Genomic DNA, 19,820 nt, shown 5'->3' with positions numbered 1-19,820 from the left:
GCTCAGGCTCCGTCGTTCAAGACCCGGTTGGCGACGGCGAAGGCGGTGTTCGCGGCGGGTACGCCGACGTAGATCGAGGTCTGCAGGAGCACCTCGATGATCTCCTCGCGGGTCAGCCCGTTGGTGAGCGCGGCGCGGAGGTGGAACTCGAGCTCCTCGAAGTGGCGGCCGGCGACCAGGGCGGTGAGTACGCCGATCGAACGGTCCCGGCGGGCGAGGCCGGGGCGGGTCCAGATCGTGCCCCAGGCGTAGCGCGTGATCAGGTCCTGATAGTCGCGGTTGACGTCGGTGATCGCGGCGGTGGCCCGGTCGACGTGGTCGTCACCGAGAACCTGGCGGCGTACGTTCATCCCGGCCGCGTAGGCCTGGTCCGAGGCCGTCATGTGGGAGGTGATCAGGCTGGCGACGGCGTGCGGCGCCTCGGCGGGGGCGAGGTGGCCGACGGCGTCGAGGCTGACGAGCCGCCCGTTGCGCACCCCGACGGCGATCTCCTCGAGGGAGGCCGGCGGGGTCGGGGCGTCGTCGACACCCGCGATCGCCAGGACCGGGGCGGCGATCTCGGCGAGCCGGCCGCGGACGTCGTACGCCGCCAGCGCATCGCAGACCAGCGCATAGCTCTCCGCGTCGGCGTCGCGCAGCGAGTGGAGCAGGGCGCCGCCCCGGGCGGGCTCGCGCTCGAGGAAGCCGGGGGCGAACCAGCGCTGGGTGGAACCGGCGATCTGTGAGGCGGTGCCGGCGGCGCGTACGGTCTTCGCGCGGTCGTTCCAGCCATCGGGCTCGCCGATCTTGGCGCCGGTGTTGGTGAGCACCGCGGCGCTCACCCGGGTGGGTGCATCGAGCAGGAGTTGGAGGCCGACGGCCCCGCCGACCGAGTCGCCGGCGTAGGCGAAGGTGCCGTGGCGCTCGCCGCGGTCGGTGAGGACCCGGTCGACGCAGGCGAGCACGCCCGCGGCGAGGTCGGCCATGGAGAAGGCGTCGGTGGTGGGGGTGCCGTGGCCGTGGCCCGGGAGCTCCCAGCCGATGACGTGGAAGCTGTCCGCGAGCAGCTCGGCGGTGGCGGCCCAGAGCGTGGTCACCGAGGTGCCGAGGGACGGGCCGACCACCAGGATCGGCTTGCTCGGGTCTCCGGCCAGCTCGACGGGGGTGATCCTCGGGGTCATCACAGGTCCTTCCAGATCTCGTGGGCGCGGGCGACCGCGGAGTCGATGAGGGCGCCGGTGGCGCCGAGATAGTCGTCGAGACTGGTCGCGGCGCTGGTCCCGGTGAGTACGTCGCCTCCCACGAACCCGGTCAGCGATCGCTGCTCGGCCAGCAGGTCCGCACCGGCGGCTTCGGCGGTGGCGCGCATCCGGGCCGCGTCGACGCGGAGCCCGGCGAGAAGCTCGGTGGTCTGCGAGGCGGCGACGGCGCTGCGGCGGGCGAGTGTCTGCAGGGTCTCCCACTCGACGTGCCAGGCGCCGTCGGGGCGCTCGTCGACGTACGTCGCCGCGGCGGTGTGGAGCGTCGAGGCCAGCGGGGGAGCGGCGAGCGCATGGCGGCGGATGAGGACCGAGAGCACCGGGTTGGACTTGTGCGGCATGGTCGAGGAACCGCCGCGCCCCTCACCGGCCGGCTCGGCGAGCTCGCCGATCTCCGGGCGGGTCAGCAGGGTGACGTCGGTGGCGATCCGGCCCCAGGTGTCGGCCGCGCTGACCAGCGCGTCGGCGGCCGCCGTCAGCGTGGCGCGGTTGGTGTGCCAGGGGGTTCGCGGGGTCAGCCCGAGCGTGGTCGCCGCGGTCTCGGCCGCCTCCTGGGCGGCGGCCACGGGATCGCCGAGACCGCGGAGCCGGGCCAGGCCGACGACCGCCGCCAGAGTGCCGGCCGCGCCACCGATCTGGGCAGGCAGTGACGTGCGCGTCCGGCGGAGAGCCTCAGCGGCATCGCTCAGCCCGGAGAGCCAGGTCGCGGCCTTGAGCCCGAAGGTGATCGGCACCGCGTGCTGGGTCAGGGTGCGGCCGGACATCACCGTGGCGCGATGATCTTGGGCGAGACCGACCAGCGAAACGGCCTGCGCGGCGAGGTCGTCCTCGACCCGGTCGAGCACGTCGGCGAGACAGAGCACGAGCGAGGTGTCGACCACGTCCTGGCTGGTCAGGCCCTTGTGGAGCCAGCGGGCGGCCTCACCGTCGAGCCGGCCACGCAGCAGCTTCACCAGCCCGATGACAGGGTTGCCCCCGGCCTCAGCGCCCTCGGCGAGCGCTGGGACGTCGTCCGCGGAGGCCAGGCCGGCCAGCGGCGTACGCGCTTCCTCCGGGGCGATCCCGGAGGAAGCGATCGCGGCCAGCCAGGCCTCCTCGACCCGCACCATCGCGGCGAGGTAGGCGGCCTCGGAGAAGAGATCCCCGGCGCGCTCCTCGCCTGGCCACAGCAGTGACATTCGGCTCCTCAGCGGTAGGTGAGAAAGGTGGTCTCGCGGTCGCCCTGGAGGTGGATGTCGAATCGCAAACCGGTTGCGTCCGCGGTTGCCACCAGCGTCGCACGCTCGTCCTCGGCCAGCGACACCAGCAGGGGGTCGCCGGCGTTGGCGTGGTGCTCGGGCAGGTAGATCCGGGTGTGCAGCTTGTCGAGCAGACCGCGGGCGAACACGGTCAGTGCGATGAACGGCGCCGAGCCCTCCGCGGACGCACCCGGGAGCACCGTCGAGAACGTGTAGTGGCCGTTCGGGTCGGTGTCGGCGCGGCCCCAGCCGGTGAAGGTCCAGCCGTCGCGGTGCAGCGACCCCTCGGCCTGCGGGACGTTGCCATCGGCGTCGGCCTGCCAGATCTCGAGGAGCGCGTCGGGGATCGGGTTGCCGGCGCCGTCGTAGACCCAGCCGTGCAGCCGGATCGAGCCGGGGCTGCCGGGCGGGACCAGGTCGGCGTCGCCCTCGTAGGGGAGCGCGTAGCCGAAGAAGGGGCCGATCGTCTGGCCTGGAGTGGGAAGTGGGGTGCTCACAGGTCGCCCTCCTCGGGCTCGGTCCAGGTGCGGCTCGGGCCGGTCAGGACGATGTCCCAGTTGTAGCCCATCGAGTACTCGGGGGTGGAGAGGTCGTGGTCGTACGTCGCCACCAGGGCATCACGAGCCTTCTGGTCCGTGATCGACTGGTAGATCGGGTCGAGCGCGAAGAGCGGGTCGCTGGGGAAGTACATCTGCGTGATCAGCCGCTGCGTGAACGCGCGGCCGAAGAGCGAGAAGTGGATGTGCGCCGGCCGCCAGGCGTTGATGTGGTTGCCCCACGGGTAGGGGCCGGGCTTGACCGTCTGGAACCGGTAGCGCCCCTCGGAGTCGGTGATGCAGCGGCCGACGCCGGTGAAGTTGGGGTCGAGCGGCGCCGGGTGCTGCTCGCGCTTGTGGATGTAACGGCCCGCGGAGTTGGCCTGCCAGATCTCGACGAGCTGGTTGCGCACGGGACGTCCCTCGCCGTCGGTCACCCGGCCGCTGACCGTGATCCGCTCGCCGATCGGCTCGTTGCTGCCGGCGATGGTCAGGTCGGCCTCGAGCGGGTCCACGTCGGAGTTCCCGAAGCACGGGGCCCACAGCTCGATGGTCTCGGGGTCGGCATGGCGCGGGTCCTTGGTGGGGTGGCGCAGGATGCTGGACCGGTAGGGCGGGTAGTTCAGCAGCGGCTGACGTACGTTCTGGCCCGCGGAGTCGGCCTCGATCTTCTCGATCTCGGCCGAGCGGTCGGCTTGAGTCTCGGTGGTCGCTGTCACGCCCCGAACGCTAGGTGCCGAAGGCGTACGATGAAAGCGCGGACTTCCGCTGAGCGAAAGGGGTGGGTGAGATGGCAGGAGGCAGCGGAGGCCGTACGGTCGCCTCGCGCGTCCTAGGTCTCATCGGCGCTTTCGACGCCGGTCATCGCCGGCTTACGTTGAGCGAGCTCGCGGCCCGCGCGGACCTCTCCCTCCCGACCGCCCACCGGCTGGTCGCCGAGCTGGTCGAGTGGGGTGCTCTGGTGCGCGACGAGGACGGGACGTACGCCGTCGGCCGCCGGCTCTGGGATGCCGGCCTGCTCGCGCCGGTGGCCACCGACCTGCGCTCGGTCGCGGCCCCGTTCCTCCACGACCTCTACGGCGCGACGCTGGAGACGGTCCATCTGGCTGTTCGCGAGGACGACCACGTGCTCTATCTCGAGACGCTCCGCGGCACCCGCAACGTACCCATCGTCTCCTCGGTCGGCTCGCGCCTGCCGATGTACTCCACCGGTGTCGGCAAGGTGCTCCTGGCCCACGCGCCCGAGGACGTACGCAACCGGGTGCTGGGCGGCCCGCTCAAGCCGTTCACCCGCCACACCATCACCACCCCCGGCCTGCTGCGGCGCCAGCTCGACCGGGTGATCACCGAGGGCTACGCGACCACCGCCGAGGAGATGACCCTCGGCGCCTGCTCGGTCGCGGTCCCGATCACCACCGGCTCCGGGGTCGTCGGCGCCCTCGGCATCGTCGTCTCCGACCTCCGCCGCAACCGCCTCCGCCTCGTCTCCGCGCTCAAGGTCGCGGCCCAGGGCGTCTCCCGCGCGCTTCCGTGAGGTGGGGTATCTTCCCGAGGTGACGATCCGGACCCCAGACGACAACGTACGCAACCAGGCAGCCGAGCGGCTGGGCGCACTGGCGACGCCGCCGGGTGCCCTGGGCCGCCTGGGAGAGCTGGCGGTCTGGGTGGCCGCATGCCAGGGCGAGGTGCCGCCGCGACCGATCGAGAACGTACGACTGGTGATCTTCGCCGGTGACCACGGCGTCGCCCATCACGGGGTCTCGGCGTTCCCGCCGGCGATCACGGGCGCGATGGTGCGTACGTTCCTGGGTGGCCGGGCGGGAGTCAGCGCGCTCGCGAAGGCGCACGGCGTCCAGGTCCGGGTGCTCGACCTCGGCGTCGACGAGTCGTTCGAGGACCTCGACGCGACGACCCGGGAGGCGCTGACTCAGCACAAGATCCGGCGAGGGAGCGGCGCGATCCACCTCGAGGACGCGCTGAGCGCCGAGGAGACCCGGGTCGCGCTGGAGGCCGGTGCCGCGGTGGCCCGCGAGGAGATCGCCGCCGGTGCGCAGCTGCTGATCAGCGGCGACATGGGCATCGGCAACACCACGCCCGCGGCGGCGATGGTGGCCGCCGGGCTCGGCCTGCCCGCAAGCGAGGTCACCGGTCGTGGGACCGGCATCGGCGACGAGGCGCTCCGGACCAAGACAGAGGTCATCACCGCGGCCCTCGACCGTGCCGGTGAGCGCGCCGGCGACCCGGTCGAGACCCTCGCCGCGCTCGGCAGCGCCGACCTGGCAGCGACGACCGGCTACCTCCTCGAGGCCGCCCGCAGCGGCACCCCGGTCCTTCTCGACGGCCTGATGAGCGTCGCCTGTGCCCTCACCGCCGACCGGATCGAGCCGGGGGCGGCCGCTTGGTTCGCCGCCGGCCACCGCTCCACCGAGCCCGCCCAGTCGATGGCCCTGGAGAAGCTCGGCCTCGAGCCGCTGCTCGACCTCGACCTGCGGCTCGGTGAAGGCTCCGGAGCCGTCGCCGCGGTGCCGGTCGTCCGCAGTGCCGTCGCCCTGCTGCGCGACGTCGCCCTGCTCTCCGAGCTCGCTCCTGGAGACCCTGCCTGATGCTCGTGCGGGACGCCTGGCGTCTCGCGGTCGGCACGCTGACCGCGATGCCCGTGCCTCCTCCCGAGCATGTCGATCGCCGTCGCGCCGCGCTGGCGATGGTGGTCGCGCCGCTGGCGGCGTTGCCGCTCGCGCTGGGGGCCGCCGCTATCGCACTCCTGGGGCAGCTCGCCGGGCTACCGCACCTGGTCACCGCCCTGCTCGCGATCGGCGTCGTGGTCGCCGGCAACCGGGCGCTCCACCTCGACGGTCTCGCCGACACGGTCGATGGCATGGCGGCGTCCTATGACCGCGAGCGCTCGCTGGCGGTCATGAAGACCGGCACCTCCGGCCCTGCTGGCGTCACCGCGATCGTCCTCGTCCTCGGTCTCCAGGTGGCGGGGCTCGCCTCCGTGCTGGGAGGTGAAGGCGGCGTACATCTGGCTCTTCTCGCTCTCGTCGCGGTCTGCGCGTCACGCGCGGCGCTGTCCCTGTGCTGCGTACGTGGCGTGCGGCCCGCCCGCCAGGACGGCCTGGGGCGCACGTTCACCCAGACTGTCTCGCCGCTCCTCGTCGCCGTTGTCTGGGGGGCGGCGGGTGCAGCGCTGGCCGCGGCCGCGTGGTGGGCCGGCATCGGCTGGTGGCGGGGCGCATCGGCCGCCGTGCTCGCGGCCCTGGTCGTCGCGCTGATCCTGGTCCGAGCCGTCAAGCGGTTCGGGGGAGTGACCGGCGATGTCTTCGGTGCGGCCGTCGAGGCGGCGTTGGCGACCATCCTGGTCACCCTGAGCACCGGCTAGAGCTTCAGGACCCGTCCGGCGATGACGAGATGCACCTCGTCGCAGGCCGCGGCCAGCCGCTGGTTGACCAGCCCGAGCAGGTCGCGGAAGAGGCGGCCCGAGCGATGGGCCGGCACGACCCCGAGCCCGACCTCGTTGGTCACCAGCACCACATCGCCGCCCTGCTGCTCCAGCACCGCGGCCGCGTCCTCAACGAGCGCCGAGACCGCCGCGGCCGCCTCCTCCGACGTGGCCTCCCACAGTTGGCGGGAATCCATGACGGCCGTGAGCCAGGTGCCCAAGCAGTCCACCATCACTGCGTCGCCGTTGGTCAGCCCCTCGGCCAGGGCCCCCGCGAGATCCCGGGACTCGACCGTACGCCACCCCTCCAGCCGCCGAGCCCGATGCGAGGCCAGCCGCGCAGCCCAGTCAGGATCCGGCTCCTCCTCGACCGTCGGCCCCGGCGCGACGTACGCCACCGAAGGCGCGGCCACGAGCAGCGACTCAGCATGCCGCGACTTCCCCGACCGCACCCCGCCCGTCACCAAGATTCTCACCGGCACAGCCTAAGCGGGCGCATGCGTCCTCGGCGGCGGGGTGTGGCGCGGAGTTCCTTGGGTTGGGTACGGGCTTGGGGTCTTGGGTTGATGTGTCCCGACGGGCGAAGGGTCTCCGTGGTGCCTACGCCAGTTGACGACACCTTGTGAACGCTTCACAAGCAGGGTCAAACGGCGTGGGTGGCGCTGGCCAGCCCGGGATCAGGCGGTTCGGGTATGCCGGGTGAACCGGATCCGACCGTCGGGGAGTCGCTCGTATCCGTAGTCGGGGTCGTGGATCCGACGATGGTCACTGGAGCAGAGCAGGACCATGTTGGCCAGGTCGGTTCGGCCGCCTTCGGACCAGGGTTTCAGGTGATGAGCCTCGGTCCACGTCGCGGGCGCATCACAGTCCTCGGCCTGGCAACACCGATCTCGTAACCGCAAGGCTCGATGCTGGACCGGATACGCCAACCGTGCGGTCCTGCCGAGGTCGAGGATCTCGGAGCCGGTGCCCAGCACGACGGGGACGAGGTCGGCGTTGCAGGCCATCCGGCGGGCCTCGGCGGCGGTGATCTGCTCGCCATCGAACCCCAGCGCCGCGGTGCCGAGGTCCTTGCGGACATCGTTCACGCTCATCGTGATGAACACCGTGGTGCCGTGGCCACCGTGGCGGGGCAGTTGGTCGACGTCGTAGGTCTCGACCACCCGGGCGAAGGCTTGACCCAGCAGCCGGTCATAGGGGGCTTTGCGGCCCTTGTTCTCGGCCGAGAGCTTCCTCGGCTGGGCCAGCGAGTCCAGCAGGGTCCGGAGCCGCATCCCGACGGCGCGGGAGACGCGGGCGTGGATGTCGATGGTGCCGTCGCCGTTGTCGCGGGACGAGTAGAAGGTGCGCCGCTGGGCGTGCTCTTCCTCCCGCTGCAAAGCCTTGGCCTCGGCAGTCTCGAACCGCTCCGGGTCGATCTCGGCCAGGATCCGGCGCCCGACGATCTTCAACTCGTTCGCGGTCAGGCGGGTGGCGTAGTCGACCAGGATCTTCTCGGCGAGGATCAGGTCTTCAGCGCTGGCCGCGGGGTCGTTCTCGATGGCATCGAGGGCCTGGGTGATCACCCGGGCCTTGTCCTGGGACACGACACCTTCAGCCAGGCCATCAGCAACGAGGTCGTACTTGCTCACCGCAGCCGCGAGTTTCACCTGTGCACGCCCGACCACCTTGTCGACCAGGAGCTCGGTCCGCATCCACCCCGAGGCGTCCTTTGCCCCAGTCTCTTCGGCGATGTCGCCGGCAGATGCGAGCACCCGCAGCTTCAACGCGGCCTGTTGGGCCTGGAGTCTCTCCAAGCGTTCCATGAGGTCCTTCTTCTGTCCGGTCCGCCAGTAGGCGGGATCGGTGGCCAACAGGTCTTGGAGGGCGGTCTCGATGGCCTTCAAGGCAGCGTCGATCAGGTCGCCGGGGTTGGTGCCCCACGGGTCGATCTCGCGTCCGAGACTCATCGCCATCCCTCCCCTCAAAGAGGTGTTGTGATGGCTCTGACTCTACGCCTCTAACTCTTCTGCGGCCACCTATTTACGCAGTTCAACTGCCATTTTCGCGGTGAGCGAACGACCTCAAACCTGTGGATGGTAAGTGGCCCGGAGGGCCACCCTTCCGCCCCAGCAACCTCACCTTTCCCAGGCAAGATTCCGCTGCGCCACACCCGGGCCGCCGCCCCGATAGCCAGCCAAGTCTTTTCTCGATCTGGTCCGGAGTCCAGGACCGCGAAGCGGCCGGCGAAGCCGGCGCCCGAAGGGCGTCATCTCGACAAGCTCGATACATCGCCTTGACGCCGGACCAGATCGAGAAGACCCTCCCAAAACGGGTCGGCGGCCCTCCCCAACCCCGAAGAGCAGTCCAAGGCAAGCGGCCAAAACAGCCCGGCCACCCCAGAACCCTTAACCTGCGCCCATGACCCCAGAGCGCATAGCGCTGATCTCGGACGTACACGGCAACCTCACCGCGCTAGAAGCCGTCCTCGCAGACATCGACGCGAGAGGAATCACCCGGATCTTCAACCTGGGCGACTACGTCGGCAAGGGCCCGCGAGGTCGAGAGGTAGCAGAGATCTGCCGAGAGCGGTGCGAGGTCAACATCCTCGGCAACTGGGAGGACTTCCTCCTCGCCCCCGAGCCCGACTTCGGCCGCGAGTCGGTGGGGCTGATGTGGTGGCGGCTGCAGGCATGGGAGCAGGCGGAGTGGCTGCGTACGCTCCCGTTTTCCTACGACTTCACGATGAGCGGCCGCAGGATCAGGCTCTTCCATGCCTCCGAGGAGACGGTCCACCGCCGGGTCAGGTTCGACCATGACGAGCGGGAGTTCCTGGGCCTGTTCCGGAACACCGAGGCGACCGGCTTCGACGTCCCGGAGCCGGACATGGTCGGGTACGCCGACACCCATGATCCCTACTACGAGACCGACCGGGACAGGCGCACCGTCTTCAACACAGGCAGCGTCGGCAACTGCATGAGCGACCCGACCCCGGTCTACGTCATCCTGGAGGGCGTGATGGACAGCGACCAGGAGGCGCCGTTCGGCATCCAGTGGGTCCGGGTTCCCTACGACGCGGAGGCCGAGCTCGCGTACGCCGCCAGTGTCGGCATGCCCGAGCTCGACGAGTACACCTACGAGCTGCGTACCGGCTTCTACCGCGGCAACCTCAGGAACGACGAACAGCCGACCTACCACCGGAAGGGGTAGATCGGCCCATCGCCGCACTTGCGGTGCTTGTTGTGGCCGGGATCAACTGATCTTGCGTCGGTAGACAGCCATGGCGGCGGCGTACGAGACGACCAGGATGCCCACGCACCAGGCCAGCGCGACCCAGATGTCGTCACCGACCGGCTGCCCCGCGAAGAGCGCCTGGATGGTGTTGACGATCGAGGTGACCGGCTGGTTCTCGGCGAAAGCGCGCACCGGCCCGGGCATCGTCTCCGTCGGCGCGAACGCCGAGCTGATGAACGGCAGGAAGATCAGCGGGTAGGAGAACCCGGTGGCCCCCTCCATGGTCTGGGCCGCCAGGCCGGGGATGACCGCGAGCCAGGTCAGCGCCAGGGTGAGCAGCGCCAGGATCCCGGCGACCGCGAGCCAGGCGCCCAGGTCCGCAGAGGTGCGGAACCCCATCACGAACGCGACGCCCAGGATGATCACCATGGTCAGCATGTTGGCCACCATCGAGGTCCCGACGTGCGCCCAGAGCACCGCCGAGCGGGCGATCGGCATCGACTGGAACCGCTCGAAGATCCCGCTCTTCATGTCGGTGAAGAGCCGAAGTGCGGTGTACGCGATGCCCGAGGCGATCGCCATGACCATGATCCCGGGGAGCACATAGTTGACGTAGTTGTCGGTGCCGGTCCGGATCGCGCCGCCCAACACGTAGACGAAGAGCAGCATCATCGCGATCGGGGTGAGCGCGGTGGTGATGATCGTGTCCGGGCTGCGGGTGATGTGCCGCAGCGAGCGCCCCAGCAGGGTGCCGGCATCGGCGAAAGCGTGCTTGGTCATGACTGTGCTCCTCGGTTGGTAGAGCCGGTGAGTGAAAGAAAGATCTCTTCGAGCGACGGCTGCTTCTCGACGTACTCGACCTTCGCCGGCGGCAGCATCGCCTTGAGCTCGGCGAGGGTGCCGTTGGCGATGATCGTCCCGCCGTGCAGGATCGCGATCCGGTCGGCGAGTTGCTCGGCCTCCTCCAGATACTGCGTGGTGAGCAGGACGGTCGTGCCCTGCGCGGTCAGCTCGCGAACGACCCGCCACACCTCCAGACGCGCCTCTGGATCCAGCCCGGTGGTCGGCTCGTCCAGAAAGATCACCGACGGCGAGCCGATCAGCGACATGGCGATGTCCAGCCGCCGCCGCATGCCACCGGAGTACGTCGCGACCTTCCGGGCGCCCGCCTCGACCAGGTCGAAGCGCTTCAGCAGCCCGTCGGCCACGTCGCCGGGGGAGGGGAGGTGGCGCAGCTTCGCGACCAGGATCAGGTTCTCCCGCCCGGTCAGGATCTCGTCGACCGCCGCGAACTGGCCGGTCAGCGAGATCGCCTCCCGTACCCGCTGCGCCTCGTCGACGACCGATGCACCCTCGACCAGCGCCGCGCCGGCATCAGGTTTCAGGAGCGTCGAGAGGATGCGTACGGCCGTCGTCTTTCCGGCTCCGTTGGACCCGAGCAGCGCGAAGATCGTGCCCCGCGCCACCTCGAAGTCGACGCCCCGCAGTACCTGGTTGTCCTTGTAGGACTTCTCCAATCCCCGTACGGAGATGGCAGCTGTCGCGCTCATGACTCGTCCTCCTTGGTGATGTCTTCGATGGCCTCGTTGAGCCGGGCGCGCTCCTTCTTGATCCAGGCGCCCTCGGAGTAGTTCCTGGCGAACTCCTCGGCGAACTCCACCGGGTTGTCGCCGACGATCGCGCTGACCGGGGTGCCGTCGGCGGCGGCCTGCTCGAAGAGCTCGAGGAGGTCCTCGGCCATCGCCGTCACGATCGCGCCGTCGGCGATGCCGGCGGAGTACATCAGGTAGCGCTCGACCGCGTCGTGCGCCTTGCGGTGGTTCTCGGGAAGCTGCTGCTTGCGAGCTTTGAGCTGCCGCCAGCGCTTCTTCAGCTCGAGCTCGCCGACGACGGCCTCGAACATCGATCGGATAGACATGCCTTACTTCCCTTCCGTACGAAGGTTCTCGAGCCGTTCGGCCAGGAACCCCCAGGTGGTCCAGAACTCTTCGAGGTACTTCTCGCCATCTGTGTTGAGCGAGTAGACCTTGCGCGGCGGCCCCTTCTCGGACGGCCGCTTCTCGACGTCCACCAGTCCGTTCTTCTCGATCCGGACCAGCAGCGCGTAGACCGTGCCCTCGGCGATCTCGGTGAACCCCTGGCTCCGCAGCCAGGTCGTGATCTCGTATCCGTACGCCGGGTTGCCGGTCAGGAACGCCAACACGATCCCCTCCAGCGTCCCTTTGAGCATCTCGGTCATCTGCTTGCCCATCGGGCACCTCCTTCCACTACTCAGTGTTGCTGACTACCGGTACATAGTAGCGCTGAGTAGTGGCGCTGGGTCAAGTCCTAATCGCAAGCAGAAATGCCAGCGGCGCTGGTACGACGGTCGTGGCCGTCGCACCAGCGCCGCTGGCTCATGTCCCCGATGGACTCAGTTCTTGCTGTCCACCTCGGCAACTCGATCGAGCGCCGTGGCAAGCAGGTCCGCCACCTCGACGGATGCCTCGCCACTCCCGCTGTGTGTCACTCCGACTCCGACGAGACGTCCGTCTTCCGTCTCCGCGAAGGCCATGCTGCCCACTTCGACAGGGTTTGACGACGTGCTCGTGAACTCGAATCCCACTGCCCCGTCGGGGAGCCCGCTGACCGGCTCTGAGGTCGCCTCGCCGTAATCGCCCTTCTCGGCACCTGCCGAGCACTCGTCGACAGCCTCCTCGATGGCTGTGAGCATCGACCCGGCATCGGGGTAGTTCCCGCCGCCGGGAACGAACACCGTGGCGCCGACGACATCCCCGTTCTCGAGCGCGTACTGGTCGCCGGTGGTCCCGTCTGCGGCGTTCGACAACTTCGCTGTCTCCAGATACGCAAGCGCATCACACCAGCCAGTCCCAGGCGCCCCCATATCTCCATCAGTGGTCTCCTCGACCTGAGGAAGCGCGTCGGTGTCCAGTAGCGTCCTGTCGCCGCCGCAGGCGGACATCAGGAACGGTGTTGCACACAGCGCGGCAGCCAGGCGGAACCTACTCCTCCTGAGGATGCGGGGACTCATTTAGTCCGCTGAGACGTCGGGAGCGCGGTCGGCCGCGAGCTCGAGCAGGCGCTCGATGGAGACCGGCGAGCTGTCTCCTGTGGTGTATTCCGTTCCTGCGACTAGCAGCCGATCGTCACTTGTGACTGCGTACGCGTACTCACTGGTGGAGTTGTTCTCCGTGCCGCGGAAGCCGGCGGCATCCAAAGGCAGGTCGCTGAGTTCTTCAACCTTGCGGGACGGATCGCCGGCGATTTCCTTGATGCACTCCTCGACGTTTCCGGGGACGTCGGCGACGACTTCGGTCGCTGACGGAGGTGTCGCGGTCGGCGAGAACACTACGGCGAAGACGGAGCCGCCATCTTCGATCCCGACGGTGGTTCCGGTCACCTTCCCGGACGCTGCGAGGTTGAGGTCCTGGTTGAACTCGCGAAGGGCGCGGCACGGCGGCATCCCGACGATTCCACCGCCGGCGTCGTGCGCTTCACCTTTGGCCGACTCGAAGTCGTCCGGCTCGATCAGTGTGGTCGGCGACTCTTCGCCGCACGAGGTCAGCGCAACAGCGCCGAATGCCATGACAGTGAGAGCGCAGATCAGCCGGTGGAGCCTTCCACGATCAGATTCTGAAGCTCGACGATTACTCATAGAACTCACGGAAGGCCGCGCCGTATGCGTTCTCGTAATCAATGCTTCCCATCCCATACTCGTTGAGGTACCTGTTGGAGGCGAGGTTCGCGAGGTCGCCGAGCTCCTCGTCGCTGAGCTTCGAGAGGTCGACAGGCTGTCCCTCGGGAAAGAAGCGTTCGCGGTGTTCCGGGGTGAGTTCGACGACGCCGCTCTTCACCAGTGCATCCAGGGCGTTCACCTTCGACTCGTTCAGGGACGCCGCCGCCCGATCGTTGGCGTGCTCGGTAGCGGCCTCTTCGAAGTTGGCGAAGTGCCCGTCGGCCTTGTCAGTGGCAAGGTCGATCGCCTGTCCGACACCGAACTCGACCACCGTCCCAACGGCCCCCGTCCCGGGCAGCGGAACCATCCCAGCGACATCGCCGACGAGGCTGGTGAACGTCTGTATCTGCTTGTCGGTGTTCGCAGCGCCCTCGATCTCGACGCTCCCGATCGCGTGCTCTACCGCGCCGTTCAGGTAGGCGGAGTGCTTCATGACATCGCTGAGCACGTTGCCTTCGCGGTAGTCGTCCGGGTTCTGCTGAAGCTGGTACGCAGCGTTGTTGATCTGGGACTGCTGGTAGGTGCCCACGCCTTCGGCGAGATTGACGAGCCCTTCCTGGCTGCTCGCTCCGACCTTGAGCAAGGACTCGATGTCGTTCGCGAAGAACCTCGGGCTGTTGGCGATGTCGCCGAGGGCGACAGGGGTCGACGTGTAGACACCGGCTTCCCCATCTTCTCCTCGCGCGTGCAGCGCGTCGTCGACCGAGTGCATGTAGTTCTTGAGGATCTCGGAGACGTATGGTGATGCAGGCTTTGCGTCCTCAGCGTTGAACCCCTCGCTGTTCGCGACGTAGTCCACGAACCGGGAGGCGATCATCGCCGTGCCTTCAGGGTGCTGCTTGACTAGGTCAGGATCGGTGCTGATGCCGGCAGCGGCCTGCGAGATGCCCGCGTAGCCGTCTGCCTGCCAGGTCCTGTCGTTGAAGTAGAACTTCTGACGCTCCTCATCCTCGGTGAAGAACTCGTAACCCTGCTCCGGGTGAGCGCCGAGGTTCCCCATGATCGCGCCCATCGGGTCGGCGCCGTAGCCGTTCTCGCCGGCGCCCAACGGGCCATGGCCGGTGTGGTGATACCAAGTCTTGGCGTCGAGCGGACCATCAGCCCGTTCGAAGCGGTCGAGTTCCTCGGCAGCCCCGAGCACGAGGTCGCCGTTGAGGTCGTGGTCTTTCATCAGGTAGGCCAGAACCGACGCCCCGCCTGTGCCGCCCCAGTTCGGGTAGCGATCCCGGAGGGCATCCTGCTCGTCGTCGGAGAGGTAGACCCCTGAGGGGCCGGCGTACTTCACGATGTCGTGGCCGAACTTCTCGGCCGGGAAACCGGGGTCGTTCGAGGCCGATGCGAGACCACTTCGGAGGTTGGATGCGAGTGTGTTGAGGGAGCCGGAATCCGGCGACTGCATCCGCAGGTATTCCTCGATCCGCGCCATGCTGGCGACGGTGCCGTCCGCCCCGAGGTCTTTGTAGAGCCCGGCGGCGACGGTCGAGTCGTCGGTGTAGGCGCTCAGCATGGAGTTGAGACGGTCGGCCTCTTCCTTGCTGAGCTTGTAGTCGTCGTCGTTGAGCGTGCTGTCGAGGCGGTCGCTGATCTCCTTGCCGAGCCGTGTCTGAGCATCCGGCGGGAGGGCGTCGATATAGCCGTCGTACTTGCCCGGATCGCTGAGCATCTTGTTGATGAGCTCGTCCTCGGGCAGGTTGCGCAGCTCGGGCGGGAGGCTGGCCTGCTCGATCGTGCCATCGCCACCGTCGTAGTCGCCCTTGGTCGCGTGATTGAGGACAGCCGTCAGGTCGGCGTCAGCGGACGCGGCATCGGTCAGCGCATCCTGGATGCTCTGGGCGAGCTGCTGCATGGTGCCCTTGTCCTTGTCCGGGTCTTTCTCGTCCGGGCTCGGATCGGTGACCTGTACGCCGCCGGAGAAGCTGACCTTCCAGCCGCGGCCGGTCGCGTCGTCATAAGCGTGCTTGGCGTTGTCCTTGGCCTTCTTGATGGAGGCGGCGGCCTCGTCGAGGGCGTTGATGACCTGGGACAGCGGAGCCGCCATGTCGTTGAGGTCGGCGATCAGCCGGCGATGACGGTTCTCAGCACGGGTGGCCGCCTCGCCGACCCAGGTGTCGGGGACCTTGCCGGCGTCCATCTCGTCCTGTTGGTCCTGGAAGCTCTTGCGGGCGGTGTTGAGCTGGTCCGCGGCGGTGTCGAGCTCTTCGGGCTTCCAGCTCTGCAGCTGCTCGTAGGTGACGGCCATCAGTCTCTTCCGATCATTGCTTCGCGGTAGCGCGCCTGCTGCGCCGTGATGGTGTCGGCCTCCACGATCGCGTCGGCGTCGGCGACGGTGGTCGTCTTGTGATCGCGGGCGTCCTTGACCCACTTGTCCTTGTCGCTCTTCCACTCGGTCTTGAGGCCGTTGGCGGCGCCCGCTGACGTGCTTCCCGGCAGTGCGGAGGCGACCTTGCCCATCGGGCCTTCGAGATCGAGGCCGGCGACGGCATCGGCCGCGGTCCCGATGGAGTTGGCCGCGGTCTTCACCTGCGGCGCCACGATTTCGACGTTCACGAGAGGGTCCCCCAAGACGTACGGAGCGATTGGTAACTCTCTCCTACCCCAAATTCCAGGTTTCAAACACAAATCGCCGAGAAATCTTGTATCGAGCAGCTCCCGCATCTCGACGCGCTCGGCCGCGCGGATCTGCCCGTCGGTGCCGGGCCTTTGGGATAGCGTCTCGGGCCATACGAGGCCGTCCAGCACCGGCGGGACGGGCGTGATCCAACATGACGGAAAAGGGCGCGATGTCACAACCGAACGAGACGGCAGCGGCGGGACCGGCTTGGGCTACGACGAACACGCCCGCACCTGCTGGCGGTACACGAAGCGGCGGATGGCTCGGGCTCACCGGGCTGGGGCTCGGCGCGGGGATGCTGGTGATCGGCGCCCTGGTGCGGGTGATCGTCGGGATCCCGGATGTTGCTCAGGACTACTACAACGCCCTCTACAGCATGGAGGATCGCCCGATCATCTGGCTGATCCTCGGGCTGCTCATCATCGCCTCGATCATCCCGATCGCCGCCGCGGTGGTGCTCGGGCATCTCGGACTGAGCCGAGCGAAGGCAGCGGGCACGAGCGCCGCGGCCGCAGGGATCGCGCTCGGGGTCGGCTACACGCTGGTGGTCTTCTGGGTCGTACGGCTCATCAACGCGGTCACGAACACCGCCGAGTTCAATGGCGGATTCAGGATGTTCATCGAGTACATCGGGCTCTGGGCCTGAGGTGTCCGTTCAGTCTCGGGAGGCGCGGCCGCTGACGTTGGTGATCGGGTCGGTGCTGGCACTGCTGTACGCGGTCGGCTCGCTGATCATCTGTCTGTGGATCATCGGCATGGTGTTCGAGGACGAGGGAACCCGGCTGAGCAGCGGTGAGCAGTCGGGGCTGGTCGTCGCCGGCATGGGCGTCGCGGTCACCGTGTTCGGGATCTTCTGCATCCTTCGCGGTCTTCAGCGCCAGGTCTGGGCGCTGACGCTGGTGACGGTCGGGCTCGGCGTCGGTGTCTTCCTGGGCATCGGAGTCACGGTGATGGCGTTCCAGGCCGACGAGGACGGGCTGTTCAGCAGCGGCTGGTTCTGGCTGGTGGTCACACTGGTCATGATCGTGCCGGTCGTGCTGCTGAGCATCGCGATATCGAAGCTGCCCTCGCCGCGCGAGACCGCTCCTGTCGAATCGCACTGACGGCGCCGTCACCGTACGTCCGCCCAGAACCTCTCGAGCTCGGCGTCGAGCTCGGTAGCGACCTGCATGGGCAGGGAGTGGGTGGTCTTCGGCCAGACCTTGACGGTCGCGCGGGGGAGCTGCTCAGCCCGCTCGGCGGCGTCCTCGCCGCCGGCCAGGGACTTGTCGCTCGCGATCGCGACGTACACGGGCATCCGCAGTGACCTGATCTGCTCGTCGCTCAGCCGCGATGGTGTCGGCAGGCTGCCGGAGTCGAAGTGCGCCGTACCGGCGGCGATCATCCGGGCCATCGGGTCATCCGGGTCGACCTCGTCGTCCTCGACGCCTCCGATCCGGTTCAGCGCATGGTCGCGCCAGGAGTCGGGCAGGAACGGGAGGGCGGCCACCGCCGACCAGCCGATCGCCCAGGCAGGCAGCATGCCGAAGGTCATGATCGGCTCGAGCAGGGTCAGGCTGGCCAGCCGATCCGGGTGGCGAACCGCGACGGCCGCGGCGAGCCCGCCGCCCTGGGAGTGACCGACCAGGTGGATCCGGTCGAGTCCGAGACCAGCCAGCGCCTCCTCGACCCAGCGAGCGTTGTCGTCCATCCCGCGCAGCGGCAAGGTCTGCTCGGAGAGCCCGCTGTCGCCGATCGCGTCGAAGGCGTAGACGGTGCGGTGCTCGACGAAGTCGCGCAGGTTCTCGCCCCACATGGGTACGCCGCTGGCCCGTCCCGGCACCAGCACGACCGGGACGTCGTCGACCGGGTCCGGGTTGACCCAGGCGTACGCACGGACCGTGCCGAAGGTGGTCTCCACGTCGCGAGTCTCGGTCGGCTTCGGCAGCGCGGCGAAGGCCGCGTCGTACGCCTCGGTGTAGGCCTGGCGTCCCGCCGGCGTGCGGAAGTGGCCGACGCCGGGCCCGCTCGTGCCGAGCACCATCACCAGGCACCCGGTCGAGACGACCGCGATGACAGTGAGGCACACCACCGGCCAGCGCCGGCGCTTCCTGCGTGGTTCGGTGTGCTCATCCTGGATGTCCCCGTTCATGCCAGCCCTCACGTTCCCGATAACGATGCGATCGCATTGAAACCTATTGCGATGCGACTGTATTGCTAACCTGGGCGTCATGCCAAGAGCCGTCGACCATGAACAACGCCGGTTCGAGATCGTCGCCGGGCTCTGGCAGATCGTCGCCGAGCAGGGGATCGAGGGCGTCAGCCTGCGCACCGTCGCCGCCCGGGCCGGGGTCTCGATGGGTCGCGTACAGCACTACTTCGGCACCAAGGACGCACTGGTGGTTGCCGGCATCGACCTGCTCGTCAAACGAGCCGTCACCGAGTACGAGGCGACCGCCGGCCGTCCGCCGCAGCACCGCCTCCTCCACATTCTGCTCCAGCAGATCCCCGCCACCGACGCTGGCCGCATCGGGGTCACCGTCTGGTACGCCTATGTGGCCAAGGCCATGACCCACCCCGCCGTACGCCAGATCCTGGCCGAGGCGACGAGGGTCGGTGTCGAGGAGTGCACCCGCCACATCCAGGAGGCCGACGGTCTCGAGGAGGTCGAGGCACGAGCACGCGCCATCGAGCTGCTCGCCCTCTCCGACGGCCTCACCCTGCGAGTCCTCATCGGAGACATCACCGCCGAAGAGGCTGAAGCATCGATCAGGGCGTACACGTCGCGCCAGATGACGTCAGGGTGAAGAGGATCCTCCCGGTATGCCCCGAGCCGGAGGGACGACATGCACGCGGCGAACGAAAATTCGTTCGCCCGGAATGAGCCAACTGCGTTCGGGCCGCGGCGGCGTACGGCCCTTAAGGTCTACGGCGTGGTCGGGAATGAGGATCTGGGCTCGCCGTGGATGGCGACGGTGCGCCGGGTTGGTTGGACGGTGACGGGGGTGTTCAACGCCCTGATCGGGCTGGCCATCGGCGTCGGGTCGGTGGTGGCGGACGGTGGTGCGTACGGGCCCTATCTGCTGGGGACCGGCTTCGGGATCCTGCTGTTCCTGACGGGTGCGCATGGGCTGATCACCAAGGGCGTACGTCCAGCCGGGAGCGCCTCGCGCAGGATCAGGCGGCTGGGTGTGGTCGCCGGTGACGGGATCGTGATCCGGCTGAGGCGAGCGCCGGGCATCTGCGGAGAGCTGATGTTGGTGTGCTTCGTGGCGATGCTGTGCCTGGCGGCGGGGATCGGCTTTCGGGCCGGCAATCCGTTCATCGGGCTGCCGTTCATGGTCCTCGCGGTCTTCTTCGCCGTCGTCGTGGCCGAGCATGCGACGACGCTGAGACTGCGACGAGCAGTGCTGATCACGCCCGAGGCGCTGACGGTGGAGCTCGGCCCCGAGACGGTCTCGGCGGCGTGGGCGGACCTCCGCGTCGACCTGTTCGAGCAGGTCATGAGCCCGAACGGGATCACGGTGAGGAACCGCTTCCTCGAGATCACGGCGCGGGGCGATGCGCCGTCATGGACGGTGACGCGGCGTCATCGGATCCAGGTGATTCCGAAACGCTGGCGCAAGGGCGTCGTCCGGGTCGGCTACCCGCTCCTCGACCGCCCCGAGCAGGTGCTCACGACGTTGAGGTCGCTGCAGCGGCGTACGGACGAAGGTCGCCGGGTGGTGCTGTCCAACGACACGACCCTGGCCTATCTGACCGGGGACCTCGAGATCTCGCCGTTGTCGGATACGACGGGACGTCTTGGTTGGTCTCGCTGGTAGTGACCG

The 19,820-nt window shown here is 68.5% G+C and carries 23 protein-coding genes; 8 read left to right on the top strand and 15 right to left on the bottom strand.

Features of this window, described 5'->3' with window-relative positions:
* Positions 1 to 2: 2 nt before the first annotated feature.
* Genes ACFX43_RS15335 through pcaH form a run of 4 tightly spaced genes read right to left on the bottom strand, consistent with a single transcriptional unit; the run spans position 3 to position 3,731 of the window.
* Positions 3 to 1,160, bottom strand: coding sequence for an alpha/beta fold hydrolase (locus tag ACFX43_RS15335; protein WP_378827194.1), 1,158 nt, complete (start codon positions 1,158 to 1,160; stop codon positions 3 to 5).
* Positions 1,160 to 2,416: a lyase family protein gene (locus ACFX43_RS15330; protein WP_378827186.1), complete on the bottom strand. Its 1,257-nt coding sequence runs from the start codon at positions 2,414 to 2,416 to the stop codon at positions 1,160 to 1,162. Before ACFX43_RS15330 ends, ACFX43_RS15335 begins: the two co-directional genes overlap by 1 nt.
* A gap of 8 nt (positions 2,417 to 2,424) precedes the next feature.
* Positions 2,425 to 2,973 carry a protocatechuate 3,4-dioxygenase subunit alpha gene (pcaG, locus tag ACFX43_RS15325; RefSeq protein ID WP_378827176.1) on the bottom strand — a complete coding sequence of 183 codons (549 nt, stop codon included), beginning with the start codon at positions 2,971 to 2,973 and terminating at the stop codon, positions 2,425 to 2,427.
* Positions 2,970 to 3,731: a protocatechuate 3,4-dioxygenase subunit beta gene (gene pcaH / locus ACFX43_RS15320; protein WP_378827165.1), complete on the bottom strand. Its 762-nt coding sequence runs from the start codon at positions 3,729 to 3,731 to the stop codon at positions 2,970 to 2,972. Before pcaH ends, pcaG begins: the two co-directional genes overlap by 4 nt.
* Positions 3,732 to 3,802: 71 nt before the next feature.
* Between pcaH and ACFX43_RS15315 the strand changes: the two genes are divergently transcribed.
* From ACFX43_RS15315 to ACFX43_RS15305, 3 genes are read left to right on the top strand one after another with little or no spacing between them, the layout of a single operon-like run.
* The gene (locus ACFX43_RS15315; RefSeq protein ID WP_378827155.1) at positions 3,803 to 4,546 is read left to right on the top strand and encodes an IclR family transcriptional regulator; all 744 of its coding nucleotides are present in this window, start codon (positions 3,803 to 3,805) and stop codon (positions 4,544 to 4,546) included.
* Between the two features lie 19 nt (positions 4,547 to 4,565).
* Positions 4,566 to 5,615, top strand: coding sequence for a nicotinate-nucleotide--dimethylbenzimidazole phosphoribosyltransferase (cobT, locus tag ACFX43_RS15310; protein WP_378827135.1), 1,050 nt, complete (start codon positions 4,566 to 4,568; stop codon positions 5,613 to 5,615).
* Positions 5,615 to 6,391 carry an adenosylcobinamide-GDP ribazoletransferase gene (locus tag ACFX43_RS15305; RefSeq protein ID WP_378827125.1) on the top strand — a complete coding sequence of 259 codons (777 nt, stop codon included), beginning with the start codon at positions 5,615 to 5,617 and terminating at the stop codon, positions 6,389 to 6,391. Before cobT ends, ACFX43_RS15305 begins: the two co-directional genes overlap by 1 nt.
* Here the strand turns inward: ACFX43_RS15305 and cobU are convergent.
* Together cobU and ACFX43_RS15295 are read right to left on the bottom strand one after the other, a co-directional pair.
* Complete coding sequence (cobU, locus tag ACFX43_RS15300; protein WP_378827118.1) at positions 6,388 to 6,927, bottom strand: bifunctional adenosylcobinamide kinase/adenosylcobinamide-phosphate guanylyltransferase; 540 nt, start codon at positions 6,925 to 6,927, stop codon at positions 6,388 to 6,390. The two genes, ACFX43_RS15305 and cobU, sit on opposite strands and share 4 nt — an antisense overlap.
* Before the next feature lie 201 nt (positions 6,928 to 7,128).
* Complete coding sequence (locus ACFX43_RS15295; RefSeq protein WP_378827105.1) at positions 7,129 to 8,400, bottom strand: DUF222 domain-containing protein; 1,272 nt, start codon at positions 8,398 to 8,400, stop codon at positions 7,129 to 7,131.
* 451 nt (positions 8,401 to 8,851) lie between these two features.
* On the opposite strand from ACFX43_RS15295, the gene ACFX43_RS15290 reads away from it, so the two are divergent.
* A complete protein-coding gene (locus tag ACFX43_RS15290) occupies positions 8,852 to 9,640 on the top strand; it encodes a metallophosphoesterase family protein (RefSeq protein ID WP_378827098.1) in 789 nt (262 codons plus the stop codon).
* Positions 9,641 to 9,682: 42 nt separating this feature from the next.
* Here the strand turns inward: ACFX43_RS15290 and ACFX43_RS15285 are convergent, their stop codons facing one another.
* The 8 genes from ACFX43_RS15285 to ACFX43_RS15250 all read right to left on the bottom strand — a co-directional run bounded on the left by ACFX43_RS15285 (position 9,683) and on the right by ACFX43_RS15250 (position 15,947).
* Positions 9,683 to 10,444 (bottom strand): ABC transporter permease, encoded by a 762-nt coding sequence (locus tag ACFX43_RS15285; protein ID WP_355227843.1) that lies wholly within the window; start codon positions 10,442 to 10,444, stop codon positions 9,683 to 9,685.
* Positions 10,441 to 11,214, bottom strand: a complete 774-nt coding sequence (locus tag ACFX43_RS15280) for an ATP-binding cassette domain-containing protein (protein ID WP_141805771.1) — start codon at positions 11,212 to 11,214, stop codon at positions 10,441 to 10,443. Before ACFX43_RS15280 ends, ACFX43_RS15285 begins: the two co-directional genes overlap by 4 nt.
* Positions 11,211 to 11,582, bottom strand: a complete 372-nt coding sequence (locus ACFX43_RS15275; protein WP_357353059.1) for a DUF1048 domain-containing protein — start codon at positions 11,580 to 11,582, stop codon at positions 11,211 to 11,213. The genes ACFX43_RS15280 and ACFX43_RS15275 overlap by 4 nt, the downstream gene beginning before the upstream one ends.
* Before the next feature lie 3 nt (positions 11,583 to 11,585).
* Positions 11,586 to 11,915 (bottom strand): PadR family transcriptional regulator, encoded by a 330-nt coding sequence (locus tag ACFX43_RS15270; RefSeq protein WP_141805770.1) that lies wholly within the window; start codon positions 11,913 to 11,915, stop codon positions 11,586 to 11,588.
* Between the two features lie 162 nt (positions 11,916 to 12,077).
* Positions 12,078 to 12,695, bottom strand: a complete 618-nt coding sequence (locus ACFX43_RS15265; RefSeq protein ID WP_378827048.1) for a hypothetical protein — start codon at positions 12,693 to 12,695, stop codon at positions 12,078 to 12,080.
* Positions 12,696 to 13,250 carry a hypothetical protein gene (locus ACFX43_RS15260; RefSeq protein ID WP_378827040.1) on the bottom strand — a complete coding sequence of 185 codons (555 nt, stop codon included), beginning with the start codon at positions 13,248 to 13,250 and terminating at the stop codon, positions 12,696 to 12,698.
* Between the two features lie 61 nt (positions 13,251 to 13,311).
* Complete coding sequence (locus tag ACFX43_RS15255) at positions 13,312 to 15,639, bottom strand: WXG100 family type VII secretion target (protein ID WP_378827036.1); 2,328 nt, start codon at positions 15,637 to 15,639, stop codon at positions 13,312 to 13,314.
* Positions 15,639 to 15,947: a hypothetical protein gene (locus ACFX43_RS15250; protein ID WP_160028122.1), complete on the bottom strand. Its 309-nt coding sequence runs from the start codon at positions 15,945 to 15,947 to the stop codon at positions 15,639 to 15,641. Before ACFX43_RS15250 ends, ACFX43_RS15255 begins: the two co-directional genes overlap by 1 nt.
* A 233-nt stretch (positions 15,948 to 16,180) precedes the next feature.
* Here ACFX43_RS15250 and ACFX43_RS15245 point away from each other — a divergent pair, with 233 nt between their 5' ends.
* Positions 16,181 to 16,657 carry a hypothetical protein gene (locus ACFX43_RS15245; RefSeq protein ID WP_378827007.1) on the top strand — a complete coding sequence of 159 codons (477 nt, stop codon included), beginning with the start codon at positions 16,181 to 16,183 and terminating at the stop codon, positions 16,655 to 16,657.
* A gap of 1 nt (position 16,658) precedes the next feature.
* Positions 16,659 to 17,114: a hypothetical protein gene (locus tag ACFX43_RS15240; protein ID WP_378827002.1), complete on the top strand. Its 456-nt coding sequence runs from the start codon at positions 16,659 to 16,661 to the stop codon at positions 17,112 to 17,114.
* An 8-nt stretch (positions 17,115 to 17,122) separates the two neighbouring features.
* Here ACFX43_RS15240 and ACFX43_RS15235 read toward each other — a convergent pair whose 3' ends face one another.
* Positions 17,123 to 18,142, bottom strand: a complete 1,020-nt coding sequence (locus ACFX43_RS15235; protein ID WP_378826995.1) for an alpha/beta fold hydrolase — start codon at positions 18,140 to 18,142, stop codon at positions 17,123 to 17,125.
* 79 nt (positions 18,143 to 18,221) lie between these two features.
* On the opposite strand from ACFX43_RS15235, the gene ACFX43_RS15230 reads away from it, so the two are divergent.
* The gene (locus ACFX43_RS15230) at positions 18,222 to 18,797 is read left to right on the top strand and encodes a TetR/AcrR family transcriptional regulator (protein ID WP_378826982.1); all 576 of its coding nucleotides are present in this window, start codon (positions 18,222 to 18,224) and stop codon (positions 18,795 to 18,797) included.
* Between the two features lie 126 nt (positions 18,798 to 18,923).
* Positions 18,924 to 19,814 (top strand): hypothetical protein, encoded by an 891-nt coding sequence (locus ACFX43_RS15225; protein WP_378826960.1) that lies wholly within the window; start codon positions 18,924 to 18,926, stop codon positions 19,812 to 19,814.
* Positions 19,815 to 19,820: the final 6 nt, after the last annotated feature.

The sequence above is a fragment of the Nocardioides sp. YIM B13467 genome (genome assembly GCF_042788075.1).
Lineage (GTDB): Bacteria > Actinomycetota > Actinomycetes > Propionibacteriales > Nocardioidaceae > Nocardioides.
The sequence above is the reverse complement of the archived record's forward strand: the minus strand, read 5'-3'. Positions and strand labels throughout refer to the sequence as shown.